At 63.7% G+C, this 14,328-nt stretch carries 12 protein-coding genes; 1 reads left to right on the top strand and 11 read right to left on the bottom strand.

From position 1 onward, the window contains the following. Positions 1-26 precede the first annotated feature (26 nt). Both mog and yjgA read right to left on the bottom strand, forming a co-directional pair. Entirely contained in the window at positions 27-617 is a 591-nt protein-coding gene (gene mog / locus H4V98_RS14095; RefSeq protein ID WP_196863586.1) for a molybdopterin adenylyltransferase, read from the bottom strand. Continuing rightward, complete coding sequence (yjgA, locus tag H4V98_RS14090; protein ID WP_231374737.1) at positions 614-1,207, bottom strand: ribosome biogenesis factor YjgA; 594 nt, start codon at positions 1,205-1,207, stop codon at positions 614-616. The genes mog and yjgA overlap by 4 nt, the downstream gene beginning before the upstream one ends. Positions 1,208-1,228: 21 nt before the next feature. Between yjgA and pmbA the strand changes: the two genes are divergently transcribed. Further along, positions 1,229-2,638, top strand: a complete 1,410-nt coding sequence (gene pmbA, locus H4V98_RS14085) for a metalloprotease PmbA (protein WP_196863584.1) — start codon at positions 1,229-1,231, stop codon at positions 2,636-2,638. Positions 2,639-2,781: 143 nt separating this feature from the next. Here pmbA and H4V98_RS14080 read toward each other — a convergent pair whose 3' ends face one another. The 9 genes from H4V98_RS14080 to nirB form a co-directional block, all read right to left on the bottom strand. Continuing rightward, on the bottom strand, positions 2,782-3,243 hold the full coding sequence (locus tag H4V98_RS14080; RefSeq protein ID WP_196863583.1) for a GatB/YqeY domain-containing protein: 462 nt from the start codon (positions 3,241-3,243) through the stop codon (positions 2,782-2,784). A 113-nt stretch (positions 3,244-3,356) separates the two neighbouring features. After that, a complete protein-coding gene (rpsU, locus tag H4V98_RS14075) occupies positions 3,357-3,569 on the bottom strand; it encodes a 30S ribosomal protein S21 (RefSeq protein WP_011484193.1) in 213 nt (70 codons plus the stop codon). Positions 3,570-3,685: 116 nt separating this feature from the next. After that, positions 3,686-4,936, bottom strand: coding sequence for an NAD(P)/FAD-dependent oxidoreductase (locus H4V98_RS14070; protein WP_196863582.1), 1,251 nt, complete (start codon positions 4,934-4,936; stop codon positions 3,686-3,688). Between the two features lie 132 nt (positions 4,937-5,068). Continuing rightward, entirely contained in the window at positions 5,069-5,836 is a 768-nt protein-coding gene (cobA, locus tag H4V98_RS14065; RefSeq protein ID WP_196863581.1) for a uroporphyrinogen-III C-methyltransferase, read from the bottom strand. Next, the gene (gene ybiB, locus H4V98_RS14060; protein WP_196863580.1) at positions 5,833-6,738 is read right to left on the bottom strand and encodes a DNA-binding protein YbiB; all 906 of its coding nucleotides are present in this window, start codon (positions 6,736-6,738) and stop codon (positions 5,833-5,835) included. The genes cobA and ybiB overlap by 4 nt, the downstream gene beginning before the upstream one ends. A gap of 56 nt (positions 6,739-6,794) precedes the next feature. Beyond that, positions 6,795-8,132 carry an IS4 family transposase gene (locus H4V98_RS14055; protein WP_280757283.1) on the bottom strand — a complete coding sequence of 446 codons (1,338 nt, stop codon included), beginning with the start codon at positions 8,130-8,132 and terminating at the stop codon, positions 6,795-6,797. Between the two features lie 60 nt (positions 8,133-8,192). Then, the gene (locus H4V98_RS14050) at positions 8,193-11,063 is read right to left on the bottom strand and encodes a nitrate reductase (protein ID WP_196863579.1); all 2,871 of its coding nucleotides are present in this window, start codon (positions 11,061-11,063) and stop codon (positions 8,193-8,195) included. Positions 11,064-11,101: 38 nt separating this feature from the next. Then, complete coding sequence (gene nirD, locus H4V98_RS14045) at positions 11,102-11,527, bottom strand: nitrite reductase small subunit NirD (protein WP_196863578.1); 426 nt, start codon at positions 11,525-11,527, stop codon at positions 11,102-11,104. A 43-nt stretch (positions 11,528-11,570) separates the two neighbouring features. Then, on the bottom strand, positions 11,571-14,048 hold the full coding sequence (nirB, locus tag H4V98_RS14040; protein WP_196863577.1) for a nitrite reductase large subunit NirB: 2,478 nt from the start codon (positions 14,046-14,048) through the stop codon (positions 11,571-11,573). Between the last annotated feature and the right edge of the window lie 280 nt (positions 14,049-14,328).

Here is a 14,328-nt window from a genome sequence, read left to right as displayed (position 1 = left end):
GGTTGCGAATGCAGAGATGTTTGCTTTTATACCGCGCGAATGGCGTTTTTGGGCCTAAAAGCCTTGCAGACTGCCGGGTCGGTTTCCAGGTAAGGCCCGCCGATCAGGTCGATGCAATAAGGAATGGCGGCAAAAATACCCGGCACGACGGATTCGCCCGTTTCGTTCTTCAGGCCTTCGAGCGTTTCGGCAATCGCCTTGGGTTGGCCGGGCAGGTTCAGGATCAGGCTCTGGCCGCGAACCACCGCCACCTGGCGCGACAAAATGGCCGTCGGCACGAATTTCAGGCTGATCTGGCGCATCTGCTCGCCAAAGCCGGGCATGACCCGGTGCGCCACGGCCAGCGTCGCCTCGGGCGTCACGTCGCGCAGTGCCGGGCCGGTGCCGCCGGTGGTCAGCACCAGGCAGCAGCCGGCATCAACCAGGTCGATCAGCGCGCTGCTGATGCCAGCCTGTTCGTCGGGAATCAGGCGCTCTTCAAAGGTGACCGGGTTGCGCAGCGCGCGCGTCAGCCAGTCTTTCAGCGCGGGCAGGCCCTTGTCCACATAGACGCCGCTGGAGGCCCGGTCGCTGACCGACACGATGCCGATCTTGACCGCATCGAAATGCGCACTCATGGCTTGGCTTCCTGCGCCATGGCCAGCTTGACCAGCTGGAAAATCTCGCGGTAGGACTTGGCGTGGCGCGGCGCCTCACCCGGCGTTTCGGGCTTGGCCATGTCTTTTCTGGCCTGGCGGATCAGCGCGCGCAACTGCTGCGAGTCGGTTGACGGGTAGTCGGTCAGCCACTGGCTGAGCGCATCGTCCGATTCCATCAGCTTGTCGCGCCACTGCTCGGCCAGGTGCAGCGCCAGCGTCAGGTCGGCCGAGCCATTGGCCTGCTCGTCAATCGCCGCGCGGATCGGCGTCATGTCGAGCGTGCGCATCAGCTTGCCGATGAACTGCATCTGGCGGCGCCGGCCCTCGAAGTTGGTGATGCGCTTGGCTTCCTTCAACGCGTCGAGCAGCTTGTCGGGCAGGTCCAGCCGCACCATCAGGTCGGTGCGCAGGGTCAGCAATGCCTCACCGAGCGCCTGCTTTTCATCCGCCTCTGCTTTCAGTTGGGTCTTGCTGGGCGGGCCCACTTCTTCGAGTGCAATTTCTTCGGGTTTCACGAATCGGCCGTTGGACCAGTAGCCTTTGATGGCCTTGGGAGTCTTGTTGTTCATAGCGCTTAGTATCATAGATACATGACCCAAAAAACTCCCTCCCGTTCACCTCGCAGCGTTTCCCGCACCAAAACCCGCCAACCCGAGGCAGGTTTCAGCTACCACCGGGACTTTTTTGAAGACCTGGTCGATACCGCGCTGGGCCATGCCAAAAAACTCGGCGCCACCGATGCAGCCGCCGAAGCCTCGGAAGGCTGCGGCCTTTCGGTCAGCGTGCGCAAGGGCGAGCTTGAATCGGTCGAGCGCAACCGTGACAAGTCGCTGGGCATCACCGTGTATGTCGGCAAGAAGCGCGGCAATGCCTCGACCAGCGATTTTTCAAAGGCCGCGATACAGCAAACCGTGAGCGCCGCCTACGACATTGCCCGCTTCACGGCGGAAGACGAGACCTCGGGCCTGCCCGACGAGCAGGACATCGCCCGCGAACATCCGGCGCTCGACCTGTTCCACCCGTGGGTCATCACGTCCGAGGAAGCCGCCCATCTGTCCTTGCAGTGCGAAGCCGCCGCTTTCGCCACTTCGCGCCTGATCACCAACAGCGAAGGCGCGGGCGTGTCCGCGCAGCAAAGCCACTTCTTCAGCGCCCATACCAAGGGCTTTCGCGGCGGCTATGCGAGTTCGCGCCACAGCATTTCCGTGGCGCCGATTGCCGGCAAGGGCAAGCACATGCAGCGCGACGCCTGGTACAGCTCGATGCGCGATGCGGGCCAGCTGGCCAGTCCTGAAGCGGTAGGCCGCTATGCCGCCGAACGCGCGCTGGCACGCCTGAAAGGCCGCAAGATCCCGACCATTGAATGCCCGGTGCTGTTCGAGTCGCCGCTGTCGGCCGGCCTGCTGGGCGGCTTTGTGCAGGCCGTTAGCGGGGGCGCGCTGTACCGCAAGAGCACTTTCCTGGCGAACAGCCTGGGCAAGATGGCTTTTCCCAAGCACATCGACATCCACGAAGACCCGCACCAGCTCAAGGGCAAGGGCAGCGCGCCGTTTGATGACGAAGGCGTCATGACCAGCGCACGGCAGGTGGTGGACGGCGGACGGGTCGAAGGGTATTTCCTCAGTACCTACTCGGCCCGCAAGCTGGGCATGCGCACCACTGGCAACGCCGGCGGCTCGCACAACCTGACGCTGACAAGCCGCAAGACCAAGGCGGGTGACGACCTCGACGCCATGCTGCGCAAGTTAGGCACCGGCCTGTTCGTCACCGAGCTGATGGGGCAGGGCGTCAACTACGTGACCGGCGACTATTCACGTGGCGCTTCGGGATTCTGGGTCGAGAACGGTGAAATCGCCTTCCCGGTGGAAGAAATCACGATTGCCGGCAACCTGAAAGACATGCTGATGGGCATTCAGGCCGTGGGCGCCGACGTCTACAACTACGGTGCCAAGAGCGTTGGCTCGATCCTGGTCAACCGGATGAAGGTGGCGGGGAGCTGATAAGCCCCCACGCTCCCCACTTCGTGTGGTTCGCTGCCCCCCGAGGGGGCGCTGCGCCTGCAGTCCGGCAAAGCCGGTCCTGCGGCCCCTGTTGGTGGAGATGGGTCAGGGGATGTGGCTTTAATGCGGCTGGTCTTGTCTGGTCAGCCGGCCAGCGCGGCTTTCACCGCTGCTGACACTTGGCCCATGTCGGCCTTGCCGGCCAGTTGGGTTTTCACGGCGGCCATCACCTTGCCCATGTCGCCGGGACCTACGGTGCGGCCCAGTTCGCCGGCCAGGGTTGCGACGATGCTCTTGACTTCGGCTGTGACTTCTTCGGCGCTCAGGCGGGCCGGCAGGTAGGCCTGCAGCACCAGCAGCTCGGCCTTTTCCTTGTCGGCCAGATCCTGGCGCTGGGCTTTTTCAAACGCCTCGATCGAGTCCTTGCGCTGCTTGATCAGCTTGTCCACGATGGCGACGGCCATGACGTCATCGACCACCACGCGCTCATCCACTTCCTTTTGCTTGATCGCCGACAGCAGCAGCCGGATTGTGCCCAGGCGTTCGCTGTCCTTGGCGCGCATGGCGGTTTTCATGTCATCGGTGATTTGTTCTTTGAGTGTCATGGCAGGCTCCTGAAGGGTGCGGCTAAAAAGTTAAGAGGGTTTGAAAAACAAAAAAGCCCGCAGAGCGTCCTCTTGCGGGCTTGTGCTGCCGTGAGGCAAGTACCGATGATGGATCAGTACAGCTTCTTGGGCAACTGCATGGCGCGAATGCGCTTGTAGTTGCGCTTGACGGCGGCTGCCTTCTTGCGCTTGCGCTCGGCGGTTGGCTTTTCATAGAACTCGCGTGCGCGCAAGTCGGTCAGCAGGCCGAGTTTTTCGATGGTGCGCTTGAAGCGGCGCAGCGCGACGTCAAAGGGTTCGTTGTCTTTTACGCGGATGGTTGTCATTGATGAATCGATTCAAAAGATGCACTTTACATTGATCTGATCAGGATCAGGCCAGGTGCGGGTTTGCTAGCAAAGCCTGTGATTATAGCAGTCTATAACTCGGCCAGAATCGATGATCATAGCGCCCGCTCGGCCTGCCGCGCCGCCAGCGCCTGCGCGCAGGCAAAGCCGCTGGCCCAGGCCCACTGGAAGTTGTAGCCACCCAGCCAGCCGGTCACGTCCACCACTTCGCCGATGAAGTACAACCCCGGCTGCTTCGACTCCATGGTTTGCGACGACAAATCGCGGGTATCGACGCCGCCGATCGTCACTTCGGCTTTTTTGTAGCCTTCGGAGCCGTTCGGCGTGAGTTGCCAGTCGGCCAGGCGCTGCGCCAGGGTTAGCAGCGCCTTGTCGGAGGCATCGACGATCGGGCGCTGCAAGGCTGCATCTTCGCTGACCCAGGCGTCGGCCAGGCGGCCGGGCACCAGGCTGGAGAGTTCGTTGGCGATCAGCTTTTTCGAGCTGGTCTTGGCGCGCAGCAGCAGCTTGGCCACGTCCACGCTAGGCGCCAGGTTGATGCGCACTGGCTGGCCTTCGCGCCAGAAGCTGGAAATTTGCAGCACCGCCGGCCCGCTCAGGCCCCGGTGGGTGAACAGCAGGTCTTCGGCAAACACGACCGCTTTCTTGCGCTGTTTGGGGCTGGCGTCCGGTGGGCCGGTTTCGATCAGCACTGGCAGCGCCAGGCCGGCCAATTGGGCATAGGGCGCCCAGGCCTCGCCGTCGAAGGTCAGCGGCACCAGCGCGGCCCGGGGTTCAATCAGGCGCAGGCCGAACTGTTGGGCGATGCGGTAACCGAAATCGGTCGCACCGATTTTCGGGATCGACAGGCCGCCGGTGGCAATCACCACCTGATCCGCTTCGATCAGTCCCCGATCGCTCTGGATTTGATAGCTGGTGGTGCCGGCCTGTTCTGCGTAAACCACACTTTTGATGCCGCAAGACTGCCAGTGCGTGACCTGTCCGGCAGCGCATTCGGCCAGCAGCAGGTCAATGATGTCCTCGGCCGAGCGGTCGCAAAACAGCTGGCCCTTGTGCTTTTCGTGAAACGGAACCTGATGCCGCTGCAGCAGTTCAATGAAGTCCTGCGGCGTGTAGCGCGACAGGGCAGAGCGGCAAAAGTGCGGGTTGTCGCTCAGGAACTGGGCAGGCGTGGCGTCTCGGTTGGTGAAGTTGCAGCGGCCGCCGCCCGAAATGCGGATTTTCTCGGCGACCTTGTCGCTGTGGTCAACCAGCAAAACCTTCAGGCCCTGCTGGCCCGCCTGGCCCGCGCAAAACAGGCCGGCCGCACCGGCGCCGATCACGACCACATCGAATTTATAAGTCAAATCAGCCTTTTGCGCAGGCAGGGCGGGCGAAATTAGCTATGAATATCATAGCGGTCTAGCATATCCTGTGGCTGCGTTTCATCAAACACCGGAGTGTAGCCGCGCCAAGGCGGATGAGCTGAGCGTGGTGTTTCAGGCGCTGCGGCGCACTTCCGGATGCTCGGCGGCCTGCGCCAGCGCGCTGACGACGTCGCCAACGACGATGACCGACGGGCTGGCCAGGCCCGACTGCTTGAGGTCGCGGGACAGCCGGGCGAGCGTGGTGGCGATGTGGCGCTGCGTCGGCAGCGACGCGTTCTGGATCACGGCCACCGGCGTGTCGGCGGGCAGGCCGCTGAGCAGTTCGTGCTGGATGTGCTCGGCACCGCTGACGCCCATGTAGATCACCAGCGTCAGCCGGGCACTGTGGGCGGTGGCCGCCAGCGCGCGCCAGTCAGTGCCGCTGTCGCCGGGCTTGGCGTGGCCGGTAACGAACACCACGCCATGCGCATGCTGGCGGTGCGTCAGCGGCACGCCGAGCGATGTGACCGCCGCCAGTCCGGCGGTGATGCCGTTGACCACCTCGACCCGGATGCCGGCGGCCTGCAGATGTTCCAGCTCTTCGCCGCCGCGGCCAAAGATGAAGGGATCGCCGCCCTTGAGGCGGACGACGTTTTCGCCTTCCCGGGCGGCAATGACCATGAGTTTTTCGATGAAGGCTTGCGGCGTCGATTTGCAGCCGCCGCGCTTGCCGACATACACGATGCGGGCACCGGGGGCAGCGAACGCGACGATTTCTTCGCTGACCAGGTCATCGACGAACAGCACGCTGGCCTGCTGGATGGCCTTGACGGCCTTGAGGGTTAGCAGTTCAGGATCGCCTGGACCGGCGCCGACAAGGGTGACTTTGGGGTTGTTCATAGTTGCCTGAGCAGTTGCAAGATATGCGCCACCTGCTGCGCAATCGACGGCGGCAGCGGGCTGTCACCGGCCAGCACCGAGCGGATATAGGCCGCCGTGCTGTCGGCGTCGATGGCTTTGGGCAGGTCGGGCACCGACGGCAGGGTGCCCTTGAGTCCTTCTTCGTTCAGCACGCGCTCGCCCTGGATGAAACCCTGCATCTGCGGCGAGCGGCGCGGGTCGGCCACGCCCTCACCCTCGGTGCCGCGCAGCAGCAGCGCATCGGCCTTGACCAGCGCGAAGGTGGCCGCCATGGACAGCGCGTATTCGGGATGCGTGTAGCTGCTGACCACCAGCGCCTTGCCGGCGACCGGGTTCATCAGCTTGACCAGGCTGTGCGCCGGGTTGCGCAGGCCGACGGCGCGGCGCACGTCAAGCAGGCGCTTGAGCGCCGGGCTGAGCAGTTCGGTGGGGGCAAACGCCACGTCGCCAGGTGCTATGGGTTTGATATCTGTCAGCGCAGGCACACCCAGCGCAGCAAGCACTTCCGATGAAAAAACGCGTTTGGATTCGGTGGGCGTGCCATGCATCAGCACCGCCACGCCTTCGCGCGCCAGCAGCAGCGCCAGCAGCGGCGTGAGCACCGGCAGCTTGCGCGCGCCGTTGTAGCTGGGCAGCACCACGACCGGGCCGTCGCTGGCCGCCAACAAGTTCAGGCGCTGGTGCACGGCGTCGAGAAAGCCGGCCATTTCCTCGGGCGTTTCGCCCTTGATGCGCATGGCCAGGCAAAAGCCGCCGATTTCCAAGTCGGTGACGACGCCGTCGAGCACCTGGCCGAGCAGGTCGGCGGCCTGTTCGCGCGACAGCGGGCGGGCGCCGTCCTTGCCGCGCCCGATTTCCTTGATGTAGTGGCTGATGCTCATGCGGCGATTGTGCGTGAATGCAGATGACTTGCGGTTATGAGCTTAAGCCCATTTCGTTATACACAAGTCCCCTGAGCCTGAAGCTCGCGTGAGAACCTGATGCCGGCGGCAAAGTCCAGGATGCGCTGCATGCCCAGCCAGATGGTTTTCACGCCCGGCTCACCATCACCCGTGCGCGCTAGAAAGCCACCGAGTCTGGCAACCAAGCGCACCACCTCGTTGAGCGTGGGCGGCTTGCTTGGCAGCTTCTGCTTGTTCAGGATGTAGGCGGCTTTCCACTCATCGGGCTCGAACATCAACTGGGCATCCAGGTCCGGGCAACTTCGCCCCAGCCGCATCAGCCGGGCGATACGCCAGGCCACCACCATGTACAGCACCAGCGCGCGCTCAATCTTCTCGATGCTTCCCAGTTGCAGCGCCTCGATGCGGCAGCCGTTCTTCAGGACATGAAAGAACATCTCGATTTCCCAGCGGGCCCGGTACCAGTCAATCATGCGCGCGGCCTGCTCCAGGCTCTGCACCGGTAGATTGGTCAGCAGCCGCCACTCGACAGGCTTGTCGCCTGCGGCAGGCTGCATTTCCTTGGCCACGATGCAACTGGCCTGCACAAAGTGGCCTTTGCCATCGGGCAGTTCGAGCATTTGCGCCCACACCTGCTGGACCACTTCACGGGCGCGCTGGCCCTTGCGCGAGGCCATTACAAAGCGTATTTCGCCCAGAGGCTCGCTTTGCAACACAGAGATCCAGAGTTTGTCGCCGCTGGACAGGGTGCGGTTGTGTTGGGAGCGCAGCAGCCAGTCCACAGGCGTGCCCAGCGCGCGCGCACGCCGCATCAACTCCATGATGTCGGCCTCGCGGTCAGCCAGGTACACCAACCGGGTGCCGGACAACTCGGCGGCCATTTCGGCCAGCCGCTCGTAACCTTCCACCCAGCGCACACTCTCCTTGATGCCGGGGCGGCTGCCGTCCTTGTTTTTGGGTTCGCGTGCCCACATCCACGCGTCGAGCACGCCCAGCGGTTCGCGCGAAGTCGACACGGCGTAGGTCGGATGCGCGTACATGCCGCGCTGCGCTTCGTAGCTCAGCGGCCCCAGGCCGCTGGCCTCCTGCCCGTTGAAGTCCAGCTCGGTCGTGTCCTGAATGCACAGCACCACCTCGTGCCCGGCCATGCGCGTCTTGGCGCAGTCCGTGTGCGCGCCCAAAATCGCACGCCAATCGACTTCCTCGTTGCCGAAGAACCGGTACGCCGCCATGGTGTCGGCCCAGTCCCCGCAGGCTTGCGGCACGCTCGCCATGGGCTGGGCGCTCAAGCGCTCCACCAGCCGGATGGCCCGCTTGTTGCGCCGCTCATCGCCCAAGTCTATCGTCTCAAATTCAGTGCCTGCCCAGCCCATCGTTTTCCTTCAAATCTTTCTTGAGGGGAATTTTGCCGGAGTTGTGTATAACGAAATGGCTTAAGCCACCTGCCGAATCGGAATCACGGCGCGCGTCGGCGCTGCCATGTCGGCTCTGGCCGAGCGCAGTCTGCGCTTGAGCTCGGGAACGCAGGAGCCGCAGCTGGTGCCGCATTTCAGTGCCTGCTGCAGCGAAGCCAGGCGCGCGTCGTCGGTGTCGGCAACGGCCGCATCCTGCGCCAGCAGCGCCAGCTGGTGGTCGATGGCCACGTCGGTGACGTTCAGGCAGCTGCACACGACCTTGCCGCGCGACTGGATGGCCACCGGCGGCTTGGCCCCCGGCAGCAACAGCAGCCGGCCATAGGCCTGCGCCGGCAGCTCGTCCCGCAACAAGGTACTGATCCATGCCTCGGCACTGGTGTCGCCGGCCAGCACGAAGCCAGTCAATTCGGCCGCTTCGTGGGTGCGTGCCAGCCGCACGGTGCGACGTTGGCCTTTCCTGCGGTCGGCATAGCGCAGGATGTAGGAGCCATCAAGTCCAAAGATTCGTTCCAGCAGCGCCAGGGTTTCGTCGTTCGGCGCCTCATGGGCGGCTGCACGGAACATGATGCCGCTGCGTTCAGGCTGGGGTCCGGCCAGTGGCTTGTTGTTGGAAAACGGCACGCAGCTGGCAAAGGCAAAGGCGGCCAGCAGGGGTTTGAGCTGTTCGTGGGCGGCCAGCGCATCGCCTTTGTCGAACCACGCCATCGCCAGCAGCGACCAAGGCAGTTCGGCCTTCAATATCTTGACGGCGGCGTGCTTGAGTTCTGGCTGCTTGGAGCTTGGGCAATAGGCCGAGGTGGTCAGGGCGTTGACGCCTGCCAGCGGCTGGCCAACGCTTGACAGGCCGCTCAGGTATTCGCTGCCCCAGTGCATCGCCATGAAGGCCTGGCTGAGCGCGACTTCCGGTGAAGCCTGCACTGGCACCACGATGGAGCCGCACTTGGAGGTGACATGCACCAGGTCGCCGTCTTTGAGCAAGCGGCGCGCCATGTCCTGCCCGTTCATCTGGATCGACGGCTCGGCCACATGGCCGAACAACCGGCCCAGCGTGCCGGTGCGGCTCATTCCGTGCCACTGGTCGCGCAGGCGGCCGGTGGTCATCGAAAACGGGTAGCGTGATTCGCGCGGCTCGGCCACGGGCCGGTACACGGTGTTGACAAAATTCGCCCGGCCGTCGGGCGTGGGGAAGATGCCGTCTTCATACAGCCGGGTTTTTCCCGCCGTTTCGCCTTCATGCATCGGCCATTGCAGCGGCGCCTGCTCCAGCAGCGCATAGCTCATGCCGGTGATGTCCAGGTCGCGGCCGCGCGTCGATTCGCGGTGCTCGTTCCACAGGGCTTCGGCACCCATCGATGCATCCCCAACTGAATAAGGAAAGAGAGGCGCGGCGCTTCGTCCAGGCAAAAGCTGCTCAAGCCTGTGGGCAAAGGCCACTGCAATCGACCAGTCATGCCGCGTTTCGCCGGGCGCTGCCACGGCGGGCCGGACCCGGCTGATGCGGCGTTCGCTGTTGGTCACGGTGCCGGTCTTTTCGCCCCAGGTGGTGGCCGGCAGCAGCAGGTCGGCGTACGCGCAGGTGGCGGTGGTGGAAAACGCTTCCTGCACGATCACCAGTTCGGCCCGCTCCAGCGCGCGCCTTACAGTGGCTTGGTCGGGCATGGACTGCGCCGGGTTGGTGCAGGCAATCCACAGCGCCTTGATCTCGCCGTCAGCTGCCGCCTGGAACATCTCGACGGCGGTCTTGCCCGGTTTTTCCGGCACGGAATACACACCCCACAGCGCGGCGACTTCAGCGCGGTGTTGGGCATTCGACAGGTCGCGGTGGCCGCTCATCAGGTTGGCCATGCCGCCCACCTCGCGCCCGCCCATGGCATTGGGCTGGCCGGTGAGCGAAAACGGCCCTGCACCGGGCTTGCCGATTTGCGCAGTCGCCAAATGCAAATTGATGAGCGCGGCGTTCTTGGCCGTGCCGCTGCTCGACTGGTTCAGGCCCTGGCAATACAGGCTGAGCGTGGCGCTTGAGGTGGCAAACAGTTTGGCGGCAGCGAACAAGTCTTCTTTTTTAAGGCCGCAAACCTGCGCCACCAGGTCGGGCGTGCAGTCGCGCACCGTGGCTTTCAGTGCCTCGAAGCCGGAGGTATGGGCGGCAATGTAGGCCGGGTCGATCCAGCCTTCCCACAGCATGATGTGCAGCATGCCGTTGAACAGCATCACATCGGTGCCGGGCTGCAGCGGCAGGTAGAGGTCGGCGATCTCGGCGGTGTCGGTGCGGCGCGGGTCGCAATAAATAATTTTTAGCGCCGGATTGGCAGCTTTGGCGTCTTCAATGCGGCGGAACAAAATCGGGTGCGCGAAGGCGGTGTTGCTGCCGGTGATGAACAGGCACTGCGCGTGATTGATGTCCTCATAGCAGGCTGGCGGCGCGTCTGCGCCCAGCGTCTGCTTGTAGCCAGCGACGGCGCTGCTCATGCACAGGCGCGAGTTCGAGTCAATGTTGTTGGTGCCGATCAGGCCCTTGGCCAGCTTGTTGAAGGCGTAATAGTCTTCGGTCAGCAACTGGCCCGAAATGTAGAAGCCCACCGCGTCGGGGCCGTGATCGAGGATGATCTGCGCGAAACTTTTGGCGGTGAAATCGAGCGCGTTGTCCCAGGACGTGCGCCTGGGCGCTTCGCCACGGTGCTCGCGCCGCATGGGATGGAGCAGCCGCGTCTGCAGCGTGACCGCGCTGGATGCGGTCAGGTGCAGCGTCGAGCCCTTGGTGCACAGCCGCCCGAAATTGGCCGGATGGTCCGGGTCGCCGCGCACGCCGGTGATCTCGTTTCCCTGCGATTCGATGATCACGCCGCAGCCAACGCCGCAATAGGGACAGGTTGATCGCGTTTCAGTCATGGCGGCTCCTGCTGGCTTGGGTCAAAAAAAAGGCGTGTTCAGGCGCTGTGCGGAGTCTGCACATCAAAGGTCGCGTCGCCAATCGCGCCGGCGGATGCAGCACCCGGGCCGGCCCTGGGCGGCATTAAATCGAGCGCCAGCGATGCCAGTTCGCCGGCATCGAGGTACACCTCGCCGCCATCGACCCTGCAGGCAAAGCGGGTGGTGCAGCCTTCGTCGGGCAGCGCGGCCTGGCCGTCGCACAGGCCGATGCTCCAGTTGTGCAGCGGGCAGGCCACGCGGGTGCCAAAAACGATGCCCTGGCTCAGCGGGCCGCCCTTGTGCGGGCAGCGGTCGAGCAGGGCGAACACCTGGTCTTCGCTGTTGCGGAAAACGGCCACGTCCATGCCTTGCGGGCGCCTGACCCGGCGCGAGCCGAGCACGGGGATGTCATCGACCAGGCAGATTTTTTTCCATTCACTCATTGCGCTAACTCCTCATTGATTCCCAGGATGCGGGCGTTGTCCATCAGGCTGTGACAGCTGAAATGGCGCTGAACTGGCGCGTGTCCACGGCCGCGTCCTTGTGCTCGAACCACGGGTCGGGCTCGCCGTCGAGGGAGAACTGCAGGCGCTCCCACAGCGCTTTTCTGCGCTCGCTGTCTTCCAGCACCTGCTTCTTGACATGCTCCAGCCCGACCCGGTGGATGTAATGCACCGTGCGCTCCAGGTACCAGCCTTCCTCGCGGTAGAGCTGCAAAAACGCGCCGCTGTACTCCATCACTTGGTCGCTGGTCTTGAGCTTGACCAGGAACTGGGCGACTTCGGTCTTGATGCCGCCGTTGCCGCCCACGTACAGCTCCCAGCCCGAGTCCACGCCGACGATGCCGATGTCCTTGATGCCGGCCTCGGCGCAGTTGCGCGGACAGCCGCTGACCGCCAGCTTGACCTTGTGCGGCGAATACATGGCCCACAGCGCGCGTTCCAGGTCCTTGCCCATCTGGGTCGAGTCCTGCGTGCCGAAGCGGCACCATTCGCTGCCCACGCAGGTCTTCACCGTGCGCAGCGACTTGGCGTAGGCAAAGCCGCTGGGCATGCCGATGTCCTTCCAGACGTTGGCCAGGTCTTCCTTCTTGACGCCCAGCAGGTCGATGCGCTGGCCGCCCGTGACCTTGACGGTGGGAATGCTGTATTTGTCGGCCGCGTCGGCGATGCGCCGCAGCTCGTCGGGCGTGGTGTGGCCGCCCCACATGCGCGGAATCACGCTGTAGGTGCCGTCTTTCTGGATGTTGGCGTGGCTGCGTTCGTTGATGAAGCGGCTTTGCGGGTCGTCCTTGGCTTCCTTGGGCCAGCTGCTGATCAGGTAGTAGTTGATGGCCGGGCGGCAGCTGGCGCAGCCGTTGGGCGTGCGCCATTCCAGGAACTGGTACACGTCGGCAATCGTCAGCAGCTTGCTAGACCGGATGGCGTCGCGCACCGCCTGGTGGCCGTGGTCGGTGCAGCCGCACATGGCTTTCAGCTTGGGCGTGGCCGAGTAGTCGCCGCCGGCGGTGAACATTAGTATCTGCTCGACCAGCCCGGTGCATGAGCCGCAACTGGCGCTGGCCTTGGTGTGCTTGCGTACCTCGTCGAGCGTGAACAGGCCCTTGTCCTTGATCGCCTTGCAGATCGTGCCCTTGTTCACGCCGTTGCAGCCGCAAACCTCGGCGGTATCAAGCATGGAGGCGGCCTTGTTGTGGCCTTCATGGCCCACGTCGCCAATGTTGGACTCGCCAAACATCAGCTTGTCGCGGATTTCGGCCACGCTGCGGCCGTCGCGCAATAGCTTGAAGTAGTAGCTGCCGTCAACCGTGTCGCCGTAGAGGCAGGCGCCAATCAGCTTGTCGTCCTTGATGACCAGCTTTTTGTACACGCCGCCGAACGGGTCGCTCATGATGATTTCCTCGGCGCCGTCGCCGCCCATGAAGTCACCGGCGCTGAACAGGTCGATGCCGGTGACTTTCAGCTTGGTCGAGGTCAGCGAGCCGGTGTAGCGGCCAATGCCGAACATCGCCAGGTGGTTGGCCAGCACTTTGCCCTGCTCGAACAACGGCGCCACCAGGCCGTAGGCGATGCCCCGGTGCGCAGCGCATTCGCCGACGGCGTAGATGCGCGCGTCGGTGGTGGTCTGCATGGTGTCGCTCACGACAATGCCGCGATTGACATGCAGGCGCATTTTTTCAGCCAGCCCGGTGTTGGGGCGGATACCGACAGCCATGCAGACCAGGTCGGCCGGGATCTCGGTGCCGTCTCCCGGGTCGGCGCCCGGGACAGGCTTGAACTTGACAGTCTTGACGCGGCCGTCTTCGCCGCCGACAAGCTCCTGCGTCTGGGCACCGATCAAAAATTTCATGCCGCGTTCAGCCAGCGACTTTTGCAGCAGCTTGCCCGCCACGTCGTCGAGCTGGCGCTCCATCAGCCAGTCGCCCACGTGGACCACGGTGACTTGCATGCCGCGCTTCATCAGGCCGTTGGCCGCTTCCAGGCCCAGCAGGCCGCCGCCGATGACGACTGCATGCTTGTAGAGCACGGCGGCATCGATCATGGCCTGCGTGTCGGCAATATCGCGGTAGGCCAGCACGCCTTTCAGGTCCTTGCCCGGAATCGGCAGAATGAACGGGTTCGAGCCGGTGGCCATGATCAGCCGGTCGTACTCGGCGCTGACGGTTTCGCCTGCTGCATTGCTGGCATGCACCACGCGGCGCACACGGTCCACTTCAGTGACGGTCCAGCCGGCATGCAGCGTGATGTGGTTGTCTGTGTACCAGGACCAGTCGTTCAGCACGATCTCGTCTAACGTCTGTTCGCCGGCCAGCACGGGCGAAAGCAGGATGCGGTTGTAGTTGGGATGCGGCTCGGCACCGAACACGGTGATGTCGTAAAGCTCGGGCGCAATCTTCAGCAGCTCTTCAAGCGCACGCACGCCGGCCATGCCGTTACCAATCATCACCAGTCTGGATTTTTTCATCATGACCCCCGTGGGCAGTTCGCAAAAACAAAAAAGGCGCCCGCACGGGTTGCAGGGCCTGAGCCAGCATATCCGTGGGGACGCCATCGTCCTGAAGACCCAATCCGCCATTGCACCGGGCCTGCATGCAGCCACCATTGACCGCGTCGTTATTCATGCAAGGGTTGTGCCATGCCTTGTCCATGGCACGGTCGAGGAACAAAAAGTCTGTTTACGCATGCTGAATAAGCGCATACAGCTATCAAATAGATAGCCGCTATCGGGCGTGGCCAAGACCTTG

It is taken from the genome of Polaromonas sp. CG_23.6, from assembly GCF_029892315.1.
Taxonomy (GTDB): domain Bacteria; phylum Pseudomonadota; class Gammaproteobacteria; order Burkholderiales; family Burkholderiaceae_C; genus Polaromonas.
The sequence above is the reverse complement of the archived record's forward strand: the minus strand, read 5'-3'. Positions and strand labels throughout refer to the sequence as shown.